At 73.0% G+C, this 15,551-nt stretch carries 2 protein-coding genes; both read left to right on the top strand.

The features are described from left to right. Complete coding sequence (locus OG764_RS39845) at nucleotides 1-7,770, top strand: non-ribosomal peptide synthetase (RefSeq protein ID WP_328973724.1); 7,770 nt, start codon at nucleotides 1-3, stop codon at nucleotides 7,768-7,770. Nucleotides 7,771-7,784: 14 nt separating this feature from the next. Beyond that, nucleotides 7,785-15,551, top strand: coding sequence for a non-ribosomal peptide synthetase (locus tag OG764_RS39840; RefSeq protein WP_328973723.1), 7,767 nt, complete (start codon nucleotides 7,785-7,787; stop codon nucleotides 15,549-15,551).

Raw genomic sequence — 15,551 nt, 5'->3', positions numbered from 1 at the left:
ATGATCCCGTTGTCGTTCGCGCAGCGCCGCCTGTGGTTCGTGGACCGGTTCGAAGGCCCTTCGCCGACCTACAACGGCGCGTTCGCCCTTCGGCTGACCGGTGAGCTCAACGTGGGTGCGCTGGAGTCAGCGCTCCACGACGTCATCGACAGGCACGAGGTCCTCCGTACGGTCATCGTCGAGGACAACGACGGCGTCCCGCACCAGGAGGTGCTGCCGTCCGCGCAGAAGGTGTTCGGCCTGCCGGTCGTCGAGGTCACGGAGGAGAAGCGGGCCGCGGCCGTCGGAGACGCGGCCGTCGAGACCTTCGACCTCGCCCACGACGTGCCGATCCGCGCCACGCTGGTGAAGACCGGCACGCTCGACCACACCCTCGTCCTCGTGGTGCACCACATCGCGCTGGACGGCGAGTCCCTCGGGCCGCTGCTGCGCGACCTGAGCACGGCGTACTCGGCCCGCAAGGAGGGCGGCGCCCCGGTGTGGGAGCCGCTCCCCGTGCAGTACGCCGACTACACGCTGTGGCAGCAGGACGTGCTCGGCGACGAGTCCGACCCGGAGAGCCTGGCCTCCCGGCAGCTGGAGTACTGGCGCGAGGCGCTGGCCGACATGGCGCAGCCGCTGGCCCTGCCGACGGACCGGCCGCGTCCCAAGCGCACCAGCTCCGACGGCGACCTGGTCCAGTTCCGGATCGAGCCCGAGCTGCTCGCGGCCGTGGAGAAGCTCGCCGGCGAGCGGGACATCACCGTGTCCATGGTGATGCACTCGGCGCTGGCCGTGCTCCTGCACCACCTCGGCTGCGGCGACGACGTGCCGATCGGCGCGCCGATCGCCGGCCGCACCGACGAGGAACTGCGCGACCTCGTCGGCTTCTTCGTCAACACCTGGGTGCTGCGCGTCGACCTCTCCGGGAACCCCACGTTCCTGGAGCTGCTCGACCGGGTGCGCGACCGCGCCCTGGGCGCGTACGACAACCAGGACATGCCGTTCGAGCGCCTGGTGGAGCTCCTCAACCCGGACCGGTCCACCGCCTACCACCCGTTCTTCCAGGTGATGCTCGCCTGGCAGGAGCCGGTGGGCGAGATGGAGTTCGCCGGCCTCGGCATCGAGTCCGAGACGCTCGAGACCCACACGGCGAAGTTCGAGCTGTTCTTCAACATGATCCCGGACGCCTCGGGCGGGGCGGGCGTCCGTCTGGAGTACGCCACCGACCTGTTCGACCGCGGCACGGTCGAGTCCCTCGCGGACCGGTTCGTGCGCGTCCTCGGCGAGCTCGTGGCCGACTCCGCGCGCGACATCAGCGGCATCGACGTGCTCGACGCCGCCGAGCGCACGCGCCTGCTCGTCGAGTTCAACGACAGCGCCACCACCGTGCCCGAGCTGACCGTCCCGGAGCTGTTCGAGGGCCAGGTGGCCCGTACCCCGGACGCCCCGGCGATCGAGTGCGACGGCCGGACGCTGACCTACCGGGAGCTCGACGACCGGGCGAACGCCGTCGCGCGGGAGCTCGTGCGCCGGGGCGCCGGTCCCGAGGACCTCGTGGTGCTGGCGCTGCCGCGCACCGAGAACCTGGTCGTCGGCCTGCTCGGCATCCTCAAGTCCGGTGCCGGCTACGTCCCGATGGACCCGCAGTACCTCGCCGGCCGGGCGCAGACCGTGCTGTCCGAGGCCCGCCCGCGGTTCGTGGTCACCGACACCGCGACGCTGGCCGACCTGCCGCCGAACGACATGGCGAGCGTCAACCTCGACCTCAGTGCGGACTGGGACGCCTCCGAGGGCGCGCTGGACGACGCGGGCCGCATCGCGCCGCTGAGCCCGGACAACCTCGCGTACGTGATGTACACGTCCGGCTCCACGGGCAAGCCCAAGGGCGCGGCGATCACCCACCGCAACCTCGTCAACGGCGTGCAGGAACTGGTGCGCGTCCTCGACGTCCCGACCGGCTGGCGGATGCTGGCCGGCACCTCCGTGAACTTCGACGTCTCGGTCTTCGAGCTGCTGACCACGCTGTCCACCGGCGGCACGGCCGAGATCGTCGCCAACGCGCTGGCGCTCGCCGAGCGCGACGGCTGGGACGGCCAGATCATCAGCGGTGTCCCCTCGGTGCTCGGCGAGCTGGTCCCGCACCTGCACAAGGCGACCGACGTGCGCGCCATCGTGTTCGCGGGCGACGTGCTCCCGGCCCGGCTGGTGCGCCAGGTCCGCGAGGTCCTGCCCGACGTGCAGATCGTCAACTCCTACGGCCAGAGCGAGAGCTTCTACGCCACCACCTTCTCCCTCGCGGCGTCCCAGGAGTGGACGGAGGGCGACGTCGCCCCCATCGGCACCCCGCTGGGCAACATGCGCGCCTACGTGCTCGGCCCGGGCCTCGCCCCGGTGCCGCAGGGCGTCGTCGGCGAGCTGTACGTGGTCGGCACCTGCATCGGCCGCGGCTACCACGGCCGCCCGGCCCTGACCTCCGAGCGCTACGTGGCGAACCCGTTCGGCCCCGCGGGCGAGCGGATGTACCGCACGGGCGACCTGGCCCGCTGGAACGCGCAGGGCGAGCTGGAGTGCGTCGGCCGCGGCGACGGCCAGGTGAAGGTGCGCGGCTTCCGCATCGAGACCTCCGAGGTCGAGGCGGCGTGCACGGCGCACCCCGGCATCAGCGAGGCCGTCGTGATCAGCCGCGAGGTGGGCGAGGGCGGCGCGAAGCAGCTCGTCGCCTACGTCGTGCACACCGGCGAAGGAGCCGTCGGTGACGACGGCGCCGGCGGCATCGGCGACGTCGACGTGCAGTCCGGGGCCTCGGCCGCCGAGCTGCGCAAGTTCGTCGCGGCGCGGCTGCCCGACTACATGGTGCCGTCGGCCTTCGTGGCCCTCGGCAAGCTGCCGCTCGGTCCGACCGGCAAGCTCGACCGCAAGGCGCTGCCCGAGCCGGAGTTCCTCGGCGAGGCCTACCGCGCGCCGCGCACCGAGGCCGAGAAGATCATCACCGCGGCGTACGCGGACGTCCTCGGCGTGGACCGGGTCGGCCTCGACGACGACTTCTTCGCGGTGGGCGGCGACAGCCTCCGCTCGATCCAGGTCGTGGCGCGCGCCCGGGCCAAGGGCCTGACCGTCACCACCCGCGAGATCTTCGAGTCCCGTACCGCGGTCCGCCTCGCCGAGGTGGCCTCTGCCCGCCGGGACCAGGTGCCCGTGCTCGCGGAGGACGAGACCGGCGGCGTCGGCTCGATGCCGCTGCAGCCGGTGGCGCGGCACGTGTTCGAGCACGGCGGCGGGACGAACCGTTTCGCCATGTCGATCGTGCTGGAGCTGCCCGCGGTCATCGACGAGAACGGGCTGGCCGCGACGCTGGACGCCGTACTCGACCGCCACGACCTGCTGCGCGCCCAGCTGGTGCGCGGCGACGAGGACTCCCTCGTCGTGCGCCCGCAGGGCGCCGTGCGGGCGGCGGACCTGATCCGCCGCATCTCCTGCGACGGCCGCTGGGACGAGCCGTCCGCGCTCCAGGCGGCCCAGGCCGAGCTGGAGGACGCGGTCGGACGGCTCGACCCCGAAGCCGGCACCATGGCCGACTTCGTCTGGTTCGCCCCGGAGTCCGGCGCGGGCAGGCTGCTCGTGGTCCTCCACCACCTCGTGGTGGACGGCGTCTCCTGGCGCATCCTCATGTCGGACTTCGCCGAGGCCTGGCAGCAGGTCCGCGCCGGCTCCGCGCCCGAGCTGCCCGCGGTCGGCACCTCCGCCCGCCGCTGGGCGTCGGCGCTGGAGGACGAGGCCCACTCCCCGGAGCGCGAGGACGAACTGGACTACTGGCGCGACCTGCTGGAGGAGACGGACGCGCCGCTGGGCACGCGTGCCTTCGACCCGGCCGTGGACACCATGTCCACCCTCGACACCGTGCGCGTCCAGCTGCCCGCCGACGTCACCGAGGCGGTGCTCACCAAGCTCCCCGCGGCGTTCAAGGGCACCGGCAGCGACGTGCTGCTCGCCGCGCTCGCCCTGGCCGTCAACCGCTGGAGCGGTGAAGAGCGCTCGACGCTGGTCCGGATGGAGGGACACGGCCGCGAGGAGGACTTCATCCCCGGCGCCGACCTCTCCCGCACCATCGGCTGGTTCACCAGCATGTACCCGGCCCGCGTCGACGTGCAGGGCGTGGACCTGGCCGACGTGCTGGCCGGCGGCCCCGCCGCCGGCAAGGCGATCAAGCTGGTCAAGGAGCAGCTGCGCGGCGTCCCCGACAAGGGCATGGGCTACGGCCTGCTGCGCTACCTGAACCCGGAGACCGGCGAGCAGCTCGCCGAGTACGCGGCGCCGCAGATCGGCTTCAACTACCTCGGCCGGATCTCCGACACCGACGTCCCCGAGCACCTGCGTGCCGAGGGCTGGGTGCCGGCGTCCTGGTCCACCGAGCTCATCCCGATGCCCGACCCGGACCTGCCCGCGCTGTCCGCGCTGGAGGTCAACTCGGTCGCCATGGACACCGCCGACGGCACGCAGCTGCAGGCCATGTTCATGTTCCCCACCGGGGTGCTGTCCCGCGAGCGGACCGCCGAACTGGCCGACCTGTGGGTCGAGGTGCTGCACGGCATGGCCGCGCACGCCGCGCGCCCGCAGATCGGCGGGCTCACGCCCTCGGACGCCCCGCTGGTCTCGGTGAACCAGGCCGAGATCGACGACTGGGAGGAGCGCTACGGCAAGCTCGTCCAGGTCTGGCCGCAGGGCCCGGGCCAGTCCGGCATCCAGTTCCAGGCCGCGCTCGCCGACGGCACGTTCGACGTCTACCACATGCAGTTCCTGATGCACCTGACCGGGCACGTCGACCCGGAGCGCATGCGGGCCGCCGGGCAGGCGATGCTGGAGCGCTACCCGAACCTGCGCTCCGCGTTCGTCTCGGGCGCCGACGGCGACCCGGTGCAGATCGTGGCCGAGAACGTCGCCGTGCCCTGGCGGCACATCGACCTGACCGGCCTCGGCGAGGCCGAGCAGGACGCCGCCGTCGACAAGGCCCTCGCCGACGACCGCGCCGACCAGCTCGACCCCGCCCGCCCGCCGCTGTTCCGCCTGGCCCTGCTCACCTGCGGGCCGCAGAAGGCGAAGCTCATCATCACGGCGCACCACACCCTCTTCGACGGCTGGTCCTCGCCGCTGGTGATCAAGGACCTGGTCCGGCTGTACGCCGGCACCGAGGAGCTCGCTCCGGTCCGCAGCTACGGCGACTACCTGGGCTGGCTGTCCAAGCAGGACCGGGACGCGTCGGCCGCCCGCTGGAAGGAGGAGCTCGACGGCTTCGAGCAGCCCACCCTGCTGGCGGCGGGCCTCACCGAGAAGGGCGAGGCGTCCCGCCTCGGCCGCGTCGAGGTGCCGCTGTCGATCGACAAGGGCCGCGAACTCGCCCGGCGCGCCGCGGAACTCGGCGTCACGCTCAACACGCTCCTCCAGGGCGCGTGGGCGGTCGTCCTCTCGAAGCTGACCGGCCAGCACGACGTCGTCTTCGGCGCCGCCGTCAACGGCCGCCCGGCGGACCTGGTCGGCTCGGACGAAATGGTCGGCCTGTTCATCAACACCCTGCCGACCCGGGTGGTCTGCGGGCCGGAGCGCCCCGTGGGCGAGGTCATCGCCGACCTGCAGAACCGGCAGATCTCGCTGCTCGACCACCACTACTACGGGCTGGCCGACATCCAGCGCGGCGTCGGGCTGCCCTCCCTGTTCGACACCATCGTGGTGTTCGAGAACTACCCGATCGACCGCGAGGGCATGGTCGAGGCGAACGACTCGGCCGGCTTCACCATCGACGCCATCCGGCCGTTCGCGGGCTCGCACTACCCCCTCACCCTCAACTCCGCCGACCCCTACCTGCGGCTCTCCCTCGACTACCAGAACAACCTCTACGAGCGCGACGCCGCCGAGGCGATCGCCGCCCGGCTCGTCCGGGTGCTGGAGCAGGTGCTCCAGGACCCGCAGATGCCCGTCGGCGCCATCGACGTGCTGGCGGCCGACGAGCGCGACTGGCTGGTCAAGGAGATCAACGACACCGCCCACCCGGTCGCCCCGGACACCCTGCCGGGTGCGTTCGAGGCCCAGGCGGAGCGCACCCCCGACGCGGTGGCGCTGATCGGCGAGCAGGAGACCCTGACGTACGCCGAGTTCAACCGGCGCGCGAACCGGCTGGCGCACTGGCTCGTCGAGCAGGGCGCGGGCCCCGAGCAGCTGGTCGCCGTGCGGATCCCCCGCTCCGTCGACCTGATGGTGGCCATCTACGCGGTGGTGAAGGCCGGCGCGTCGTACCTGCCGATCGACACCGAGCTGCCCGAGGACCGGGTGCGGCGCGTACTGGACAGCGCCGAGCCGCTGCTGGTGCTCGAAGCGGACCTGCCGGACGTCTCCGGATACGCGGAGACCAACCCGGAGCGCGCGCTGTCGCCCGACAACGCCGCGTACGTCATCTTCACCTCCGGCTCCACCGGCCGCCCCAAGGGCGTCCAGGTGGCGCACCGGGCGATCATGAACCGCCTGAAGTGGGGCCTGTCCCACTTCGACGTCGGTGTCGAGGACCGTGTGCTGCTCAGCACGACCGCCAGCTTCGACGTGTCGGTGCCGGAGATCTTCGCGCCGCTCCAGGTCGGTGCGGCCGTGGTCATCGCCCGTCCCGACGGGCGCCGCGACCCGGCCTACCTCGCCGACCTGATCCGGCGCGAGCGGGTGACCGGTGCGGACTTTGTGCCCTCCCTGCTGGAGGCGTTCGTCAACGAGCCCCTGGCCAAGGAGTGCACCAGCCTGCGCTGGATCGAGGTCGCCGGCGAGGCGTTCCCGCCCGCACTGGCCAACCGGGTCGTCGAGGTGCTGCCGGGCTGCGGCGTGCACAACCTGTACGGCCCCACCGAGGCCTCCGTGGAGGTCACCGCGTACCAGCACGTGCCGGGCGCCGACCGGGTGCCGATCGGCGCACCGGTGTGGAACACCCAGGTGTACGTCCTGGACGCCTCGCTGCGCCCCGTCGCCCCCGGCGTCAGCGGCGAGCTGTACCTGGCCGGCACCGGGCTCGCCCGGGGCTACCTGGGACAGACCGACCTGACCGCCACCCGGTTCGTCGCCTGCCCCTTCGGGGAGCCGGGCAGCCGGATGTACCGCACCGGCGACGTCGTGCGGTGGAACGAGGACGGCCAGGTCGAGTACATCGGCCGGTCCGACTTCCAGGTCAAGCTCCGCGGCTTCCGCATCGAACTCGGCGAGATCGAGCAGGCGCTGGCCAAGCACCCGGACGTCGACAGCGCGGTGGCCCTGGTCCGCGAGGACCGCCCCGGCGACCAGCGGCTCGTCGCGTACGTGGTGACGGGCGCCGGCAAGGCCCCGGAGGCGCTGGACCTCACGGCCCTGACGGACCTGGCCCGGGAGCACCTGCCCGAGTACATGGTCCCCTCGGCCGTCGTCCCGTTGGCCGCGTTCCCCTCGACCCCGAGCGGGAAGCTCGACCGCAAGGCGCTGCCGGCACCGGACCACACCGAGGCCGTGGCGACCGGACGCGGACCCAGCACCCCCACCGAGGAAGTCCTCTGCCGGCTGTTCGCCGAGCTGCTGGGCCTGTCGGAGGTCGGCATCGACGCCGACTTCTTCGACCACGGCGGGCACTCCCTGCTCGCCACCCGGCTGACCGGCCGCATCCGCAACGAGCTGAAGGTCGACGTGAAGGTCACCTCGGTCTTCAAGAGCCCGACCGTCGCCCAGCTGGCGGCCCAGATCGAGAAGCTCGGCAAGTCCAACCGCCCCCAGCTGCGCCCGATGGGCGTGTAGGTAGGAGTACGTCGATGATCCCGTTGTCCTTCGCACAGCGTCGGCTGTGGTTCCTCCACCGTCTGGAAGGACCCTCCGCCACCTACAACATCCCGTTCGTCCTGCGCCTGGACGGGCCGCTCGACACCGCGGCCCTGGCCGCGGCGGTGACGGACGTCGTCACCCGGCACGAGAGCCTGCGCACCCTGGTCGTCGAGAACGAGGACGGCACCCCGGAGCAGCGCATCGTGCCTGCCGAGGAGGCGGCGCTCCAGTTCCGGGTGGTCGACGTGGCCTCGGACGCGGTGCAGGCCGCGACCGACGAGGCCGCGTGCGAAGGCTTCGACCTGGACACGGAGCTCCCGCTGCGCACCACGGTCCTGCGGGTCTCCCCGCAGGAGTACGTGCTGGTGTTCGTGATCCACCACATCGCCGCGGACGGGGCGTCGATGGCGCCCTTCATGCGGGACCTGCTGTCGGCCTACGCCGCCCGCCGCCAGGGCGGCGCACCGCAGTGGACCCCGCTTCCGATCCAGTACAAGGACTACACGCTGTGGCAGCGCGAGGTCCTCGGTGACGAGGAGGACCCCGAGAGCGTCGCCGCGGCGCAGCTGGACTACTGGCGCAAGGAACTCGCCGACGTCCCGCAGCCGGTCCAGCTCCCGCTGGACCGGCCGCGGCCGACGGCTGCCGCCCACCACGGCGGCCACGTCGACTTCGAGATGGACGCCGACCTCCTGGCCGGCGTCGGCAGGCTGGCCGGGGCGCACGGTGCCACCGCGCCGATGGTCGCCCAGGCCGTGCTCGCGGTGCTCCTGCACCACCTCGGCGCCGGCAACGACCTGACCATCGGCAGCCCCATCGAGGGGCGCGCCGACGAGCAGCTCGACGACCTCATCGGGTTCTTCGCCAACACGTGGGTGCTGCGCGCCGACCTGTCGCAGAACCCGTCGTTCGGCGACCTGCTGGACCAGGTGCGCGACCGGGCGCTGGCCGCCTACGACAACCAGGACGTTCCGTTCGAGCGCCTGGTCGAGCTGCTGAGCCCGGACCGCACCACCGCCTACCAGCCGCTGTTCCAGGTCATGCTGGCCTGGCAGTTCGAGTGGGGCCAGATCGAGGTCCCGGACCTGAAGATCACCCCCGTCCCGGCGGGCACCGGCACCGCCAAGTTCGACCTGTTCTTCAACATCGTCCCGGCCCCGTCCGGCGGTGCGTACGGCCGGCTCGAGTACGCGACGGAACTCTTCGACCACGCCACGGCCGAGTCCCTCGTCGACCGCTACGTGCGCGTCCTGCGCCAGGTGGTCGCCGACCCCGCGACGCGGCTCGGCGCGGTGGACGTCCTCACCGACACCGAACGCACCTGGCTGGCGAAGCTGAACGAGACGGCGGCGCCCGTGCAGGCGGCGACCGTGCACCGGCTGGTCGCCGAACGGGCGGCGCAGACCCCGGACGCCACCGCGGTGGTCTGCGGAACGACCGCGCTGTCGTACCGCGAACTGGACTCCCGGGCGGGCCGCCTGGCCGCGGCCCTGCGCGAGCACGGTGTCGGGCCCGACGTCCTGGTCGCCGTGGCGCTGCCGCGCTCCGCGGACCTCGCCGTCGCGCTGCTGGGCGTGCTCAAGGCCGGCGGCGCCTACCTGCCGGTCGACCCCAACTACCCGTCGGCGCGCGTCGGGCTGCTGCTCGACGTGGCCGAGCCGGCCCTGGTCCTGACCGGCGCGGACGCGGCGGACGCGGTGGCCGGCTGCCGGCCGCCGGTCCTCCACCTCGACGGCCTGGAGCTCGACGGCCCCGCCGTCGACGCCCCGGACGTCCGCACCGGGCCGGACGACCTGGCCTACGTGATGTTCACCTCGGGATCGACCGGCACCCCCAAGGGCGTCGCGATCACCCACGCCAGCGTGGTCAACGGCGTGCGGGACCTGCGCCGGATCACGCAGGTCGAGGCGGGCTCCCGGATGCTCGCCGCGACCTCGGTGAACTTTGACGTCTCCGTGTTCGAGATCTTCACCGCGCTCACCACCGGCGCGAGCGTCGAGATCGTCCGCGACGTCCTCGAACTCGCCGAACGCGGCAGCTGGTCGGGCACCACCATCAGCGCCGTCCCCGCGGTGTTCTCCGCGCTGCTCGACCAGATCGGCACCGGCGGCCCCGACAGCCTCGAACTCGACGTGGAAACCGTCGTCTTCGCCGGCGAGGCCCTCTCCGCCGACCTGGTCCGCAAGGTCCGCGGCGCGCTCCCCGGCGTGCGCGTCGTCAACGCCTACGGCCAGACCGAGAGCTTCTACGCCACCACGTACACGGTCCCGCAGGAGTCCGCCGACACCGGCGCGGTCCCGGTGGGACAGCCGCTGGCCAACATGCACACCTACGTCCTGGGCCCCGAGCTCACCCCGGTCCCGCCGGGCGTGATCGGCGAACTGTACGTCGGCGGCCTGCTCGCCCGCGGCTACTACCGCAACGGCGCCGTCACCGCCGAGCGGTTCGTCGCCAGCCCCTTCGGGCCCGCCGGCGCGCGCATGTACCGCACCGGCGACCTCGCCCAGTGGGACGAGAACGGCCGGCTGAAGTACGCGGGCCGCGCCGACACCCAGGTCAAGGTCAACGGCATCCGTGTCGAGCCGACCGAGATCGAGGCGGCCCTCGCCCAGCACCCCGCGATCGGCCAGGCCGTCGTGACGGTGTGCGAGGACCCGGCCGGCAAGACCCGGCTCGTGGGCTACGTCGCGCCCGTGGCCGCCGCGGACGGCGAGGCCGGCTTCGACGCCGGCTTCTCGGTGGCGGACCTGCGGCGCTTCGTGGCCAAGCGGCTGCCGGACTACATGGTGCCCGCCCTCCTCGTGGTGCTGGACCGGCTGCCGCTGAACGCCAACGGAAAGCTGGACCGGGCCGCGCTGCCCGAGCCGGAGTTCCCCAGCACCGCCTACCGGGCGCCGCGCAGCGAGGCCGAGCGGATCCTGGCCGAGGTGTACGCGGACGTGCTCGACGCCCAGCAGGTCGGCATCGACGACGACTTCTTCACCAGCGGCGGCGACAGCATCCGCTCGATCCAGGTCGTGGCGCGCGCCAAGACCCGCGGCGTCGTGGTCAGCACCCGGGAGATCTTCGAGAACCGCACCGTCGCCCGCCTCGCGGAGCTCGTCGAGGGCCGCGAAGAGGAAGAACGCGTGGTCCTCGCCGAGCTGCCGGGCGGCGGCGTGGGCTGGGCCCCGCTGCCGCCGACCGCCGCGCACGTGCTCGCCCTGGGCGGCGGCATCGGACGGTTCTGCATGTCCGCGCTGCTCACCCTGCCCGAGGACATCGACCGTGCGGGGCTCATCGCCACGCTGCAGACCGTCCTCGACCGGCACGACGCGCTGCGCTCCCGCCTCGACCGCACCAACCCGGGCCTGGTCATGCAGGAGCCCGGCAGCGTCGACGCCGCCGCGCTGGTGCGCGAGGTCCGCTATGCCGACGTCGACCCGAAGGCCGAACTCGACGCGGCCGCGGACCGGCTCGACCCGGACGCGGGCGTCATGGCGCAGTTCGTGTGGTTCACCTCCGACACGGAGGCCGACCGCCTGCTGATCGTCCTCAACCACCTGGTCGTGGACGGCGTGTCCTGGCGCGTGCTGGTACCGGACCTGGTGTCCGCGTGGCAGCAGGTCCGCGACGGCGCCACTGCCCCGCAGAACGCGGTCGGCACCTCGCTGCGCCGGTGGGTGCACGCCCTGGCGGACGAGGCGGCCACCCCGGAGCGGGTGGCGGAACTCCCCGTGTGGCAGGAGATCCTGAGCGGCGACGAGCCCGTCCTGGGCGCCCGGGACGTGGACCCCGCGGTCGACGTCACGGCCACCGTCGACACGGTGCGCATCCAGGTGCCCGCCGACGTCACCGAAGCCCTGCTCAACACGGTGCCGACGGTGTTCCGCGGCGGCGTCGACGACGGGCTGCTCGCCGGCCTCGCCCTCGCGCTGGCCCGCTGGCGCCGGGAGCGCGGCGTGGCCGGGGACTCGACGCTGGTGCGCCTCGAGGGCCACGGCCGCGAGGACCACCTGGTTCCCGGCGCGGACCTGTCGGGCACCATCGGCTGGTTCACCGCGATGTTCCCGGTCCGCCTCGACCTGGCGGGCATCGACGTGGCGGACGCGTTCGCCGGCGGCCCCGCCGCCGGACGCGCGGTCAAGGCCGTCAAGGAGCAGCTGCGCGCGGTGCCGGACAACGGCATGGGCTACGGCCTGCTGCGCCACCTCAACGCGCAGACCGCCGCCGCACTCGCCGGCCGGCGCGAACCGCGGATCGGCTTCAACTACCTGGGCCGGGCCTCCAGCGCGGACATCCCCGAGGAGCTGCGCGGCCTGGGCTGGACCCCGGACACCACGCACCGGGACCTGATCGCCGCCCCCGACGACGACATGCCGGTGCTCTCCGCCCTGGAGATCAACGCGGTGGCCACCAGCACCCTCGCCGGTGACGAGCTGACCGCCTACTTCGGCTTCCCGACGGGCGTCCTGTCCCGCGACGAGGTCACCGAGCTCGCCGGGCTGTGGGTCGAGGCCCTGACGGCCCTGGCGCGGCACGCCCAGGCCCCCGAGGCCGGCGGCCTGACTCCGAGCGACGCACCCCTGGTCAAGGTCGGGCAGGACGAGATCGACGGCTGGGAGGCCCGCTTCGGCAAACTGGCCAAGGTGTGGCCGACGACGCCGGTGCAGTCCGGCATGTTGTTCCACACGATGCTGGCCGGCTCCTCGTTCGACGCCTACCACATGCAGCTGGTGTTCCACCTGTCCGGCGACGTCGACCCGGAGCGGATGCACCGCGCCGGGCAGGCGCTGCTGGGCCGCTACGCCAGCCTGCGCGCCGCGTTCGTCAACCGGGCGGACGGCGACGTCGTCCAGGTGATCCCGGAGACGGTGACCCTGCCCTGGCAGCACCTCGACCTGAGGGCGGCCGACGAGGCGGAGCGCACCGAGACGTTCGAGCAGTTCCTCGCCGAGGACCGGGCCGCCCACTTCGACGTGGGCACCGCGCCGCTGATCCGGCTCGCGCTCGTCGTCCTGGAGTCCGGCCAGGCCGAACTCGTCCTGACCGCCCACCACGTCCTGATCGACGGCTGGTCCACGCCGCTGCTGCTGAAGGACCTGCTGCTGCTGTACGCGTCCGGCGGCGACGCGTCCGCGCTGCCCGCGACCCGCGACTTCGGCGAGTTCCTGACCTGGCGCGCCCGCCAGGACCAGGCGGAGTCCGCCCGGGTGTGGGCGGCCGAACTCGAAGGCGTCGAGGAGCCGACCCTGCTCGCCCCCGGCTCCGAGAGCGCCGGCGAGGACGGCGTCGACCAGGTCGAGATCACGCTCCCGGCCGACGAGGCACGGGCGCTGGGCAAGCGCGCCTCCGAGTGGGGCGTCACCATCAACACCCTGGTCCAGGGTGCCTGGGCGCTGCTCCTGGGCCAGCTCACCGGCCGCCAGGACGTGGTGTTCGGCGCCACCGTCTCCGGGCGTCCGCCCGAGGTGTCGGACGTCGGCTCGATGGTCGGGATGTTCATCAACACCCTGCCCGTCCGCGTCGAGTACGCGCCCGGCGACACCGTCGGCGAGGTCCTGAACCGGCTCCAGAGCCGGCAGGCCGGTCTCCTGGACCACCACTACTACGGGCTCACGGAGATCCAGCAGACCACCGGTCTGTCGTCGCTCTTCGACACGCTGGTCGTGTTCGAGTCGTACCCGGTCGACCGGGACGGTCTCAGCGCCGCCACCGAGGCCGCGGACGGCATCGCCTTCACGGGCCTGCGGGCCTGCACGGCCACCAACTACCAGCTGACGCTGATGGCGGCGGTCGACCCGCAGCTCCAGCTGATCCTCCAGTACGCGCAGAGCGTCTTCGACCGGGACGCCGTGGAGGTGCTCGCGGCCCGCCTCGTGCGCGTCCTGCGGCAGCTGGCGACCGGCCCCGGCCTGCGGGTCGCGGACGTCGACATCCTGGAGCCGGCCGAACGCGACCGGCTGCTCGCCGAGTACAACGACACGGCCGTCCCCACCGAGGGCGCCACGGTCAACGGGCTCGTCGAGGCCCAGGCGGCCCGCACCCCGGACGCGCTCGCCGTCGTCGCCGGCGACACCTCGCTCAGCTACCGCGAGCTGGACGCCCGGGCCAACCGCCTGGCGCGCGACCTGGCCGGCCGCGGCGTCGGCCCCGAGTCGGTGGTCGCGGTGTCCCTGCCGCGCACCGCGGACCTGGTGGTCGCCCTGCTCGCGGTCCTCAAGGCGGGCGGCGCCTACCTGCCGGTCGACCCCAAGTACCCCAGCCACCGCCTCGCGGCCATCCTCGAGGAGGCGCGTCCGGCACTCGTCCTGACGGACTCCGCGACGGCCCCGGTGCTGCCGGAGCACACCGCCCCGGACGTCTTCCTCGACCGGCTCGACCTGTCCGGGGACGACTCCGCCCCCGCCGTGGCGCTGCACGCGGACCAGCTGGCGTACGTGATGTACACCTCCGGTTCCACGGGCAAGCCCAAGGGCGTCGCCATCACCCACGCCAACGTGGTCAACGGCGTGCAGCGGCTCGCCGACCGGGTGGGCATGGCGGCCGGCAAGCGGCTCCTGGCCGGCACCTCGGTCAACTTCGACGTCTCGGCGTTCGAGATCTTCACGACCCTCACCTGCGGCGGCGTCGTCGAAGTGGTCCGCGACGTGCTGGTCCTGGGCGAGCGCAAGGAGGGCTGGAGCGGCGGCGTCATCTCCACCGTGCCGTCCGCCTTCGCCGAGCTCGTCGACGAGATCGCCGGCCGCACCACCGTGGAGACGGTCGTCTTCGCCGGCGAGGCCCTGCCCGCCTCGCTCGTCGACAAGACGCGCACCGCCTTCCCCGGCGTGCGGATCGTCAACGCCTACGGGCAGAGCGAGTCGTTCTACGCCACCACCTTCACCGTCACGGACGAGCTCCGGGACGGGGCGGGCAGCACGCCCGTCGGCACCCCCCTGGGCAACATGCGCGCCTACGTGCTGGGCGCCGGCCTCACCCCGGTACCGCCGGGCACGGTCGGCGAGCTGTACGTCGGCGGAAACGTCGGCCGCGGCTACCACGGCCGCCCCGAACTGACCGCCGAGCGCTTCGTCCCCGACCCGTACGGCCCGGCCGGCGCGCGCATGTACCGCACCGGGGACCTGGCCCGCTGGAACGACCAGGGCCGGCTGGAGTACGTGGGCCGCTCCGACGCCCAGGTCAAGGTGCGCGGTTTCCGCGTCGAGCCCGGCGAGGTCGAGGCCGCGCTGACCGCGCACCCCGGCATCGCGCAGGCCGCGGTCATCGCCCACGAGGGGCGCGGCCGCACCACCGGCAAGCAGCTGGTCGCGTACGTCGTGCCCGCCGCCGGCGGCGAGGGCACCACGACCAAGGAGCTGCACGCCTTCGTCTCGGAGCGGCTGCCGGACTTCATGGTGCCGGCCGCCTTCATGGTCCTGGACCGGCTGCCGCTCAGCCCGAACGGAAAGCTGGACCGGGCCGTGCTGCCCGAGCCGGAGTTCACCACCACCGCCTACCGCGCACCCCGCAACACCCGCGAGGAGACCCTGTCCAAGCTGTTCGCCGAAGTGCTCGGCGTGGACCGGGTGGGCATCGACGACGGCTTCTTCGAGCTCGGCGGGCACTCCCTGCTCGCCACCCGCCTGATCAGCCGCGCCCGCGCCGAGATGGGGATCGAGATACCCATCCGCAAGATCTTCGACCTGCCCACGGTGGCGGATCTCGCCGCCTGGTCGGAGGTCTCGGCCGCGCCTCGCCGTCCCAGTCTGCGATCGATGGCTGCCAGAAAGGACTGA

Source organism: Streptomyces sp. NBC_00239, from assembly GCF_036194065.1.
Classification (GTDB): domain Bacteria; phylum Actinomycetota; class Actinomycetes; order Streptomycetales; family Streptomycetaceae; genus Streptomyces.
This window is presented reverse-complemented; position numbering and strand designations above follow the sequence as displayed.

Coding starts and splice junctions, on each gene's coding strand:
- OG764_RS39845 (WP_328973724.1), top strand. CDS start 1: ATGATCCCGTTGTCGTTCGCGCAGCGCCGCCTGTGGTTCGTGGACCGG.
- OG764_RS39840 (WP_328973723.1), top strand. CDS start 7,785: ATGATCCCGTTGTCCTTCGCACAGCGTCGGCTGTGGTTCCTCCACCGT.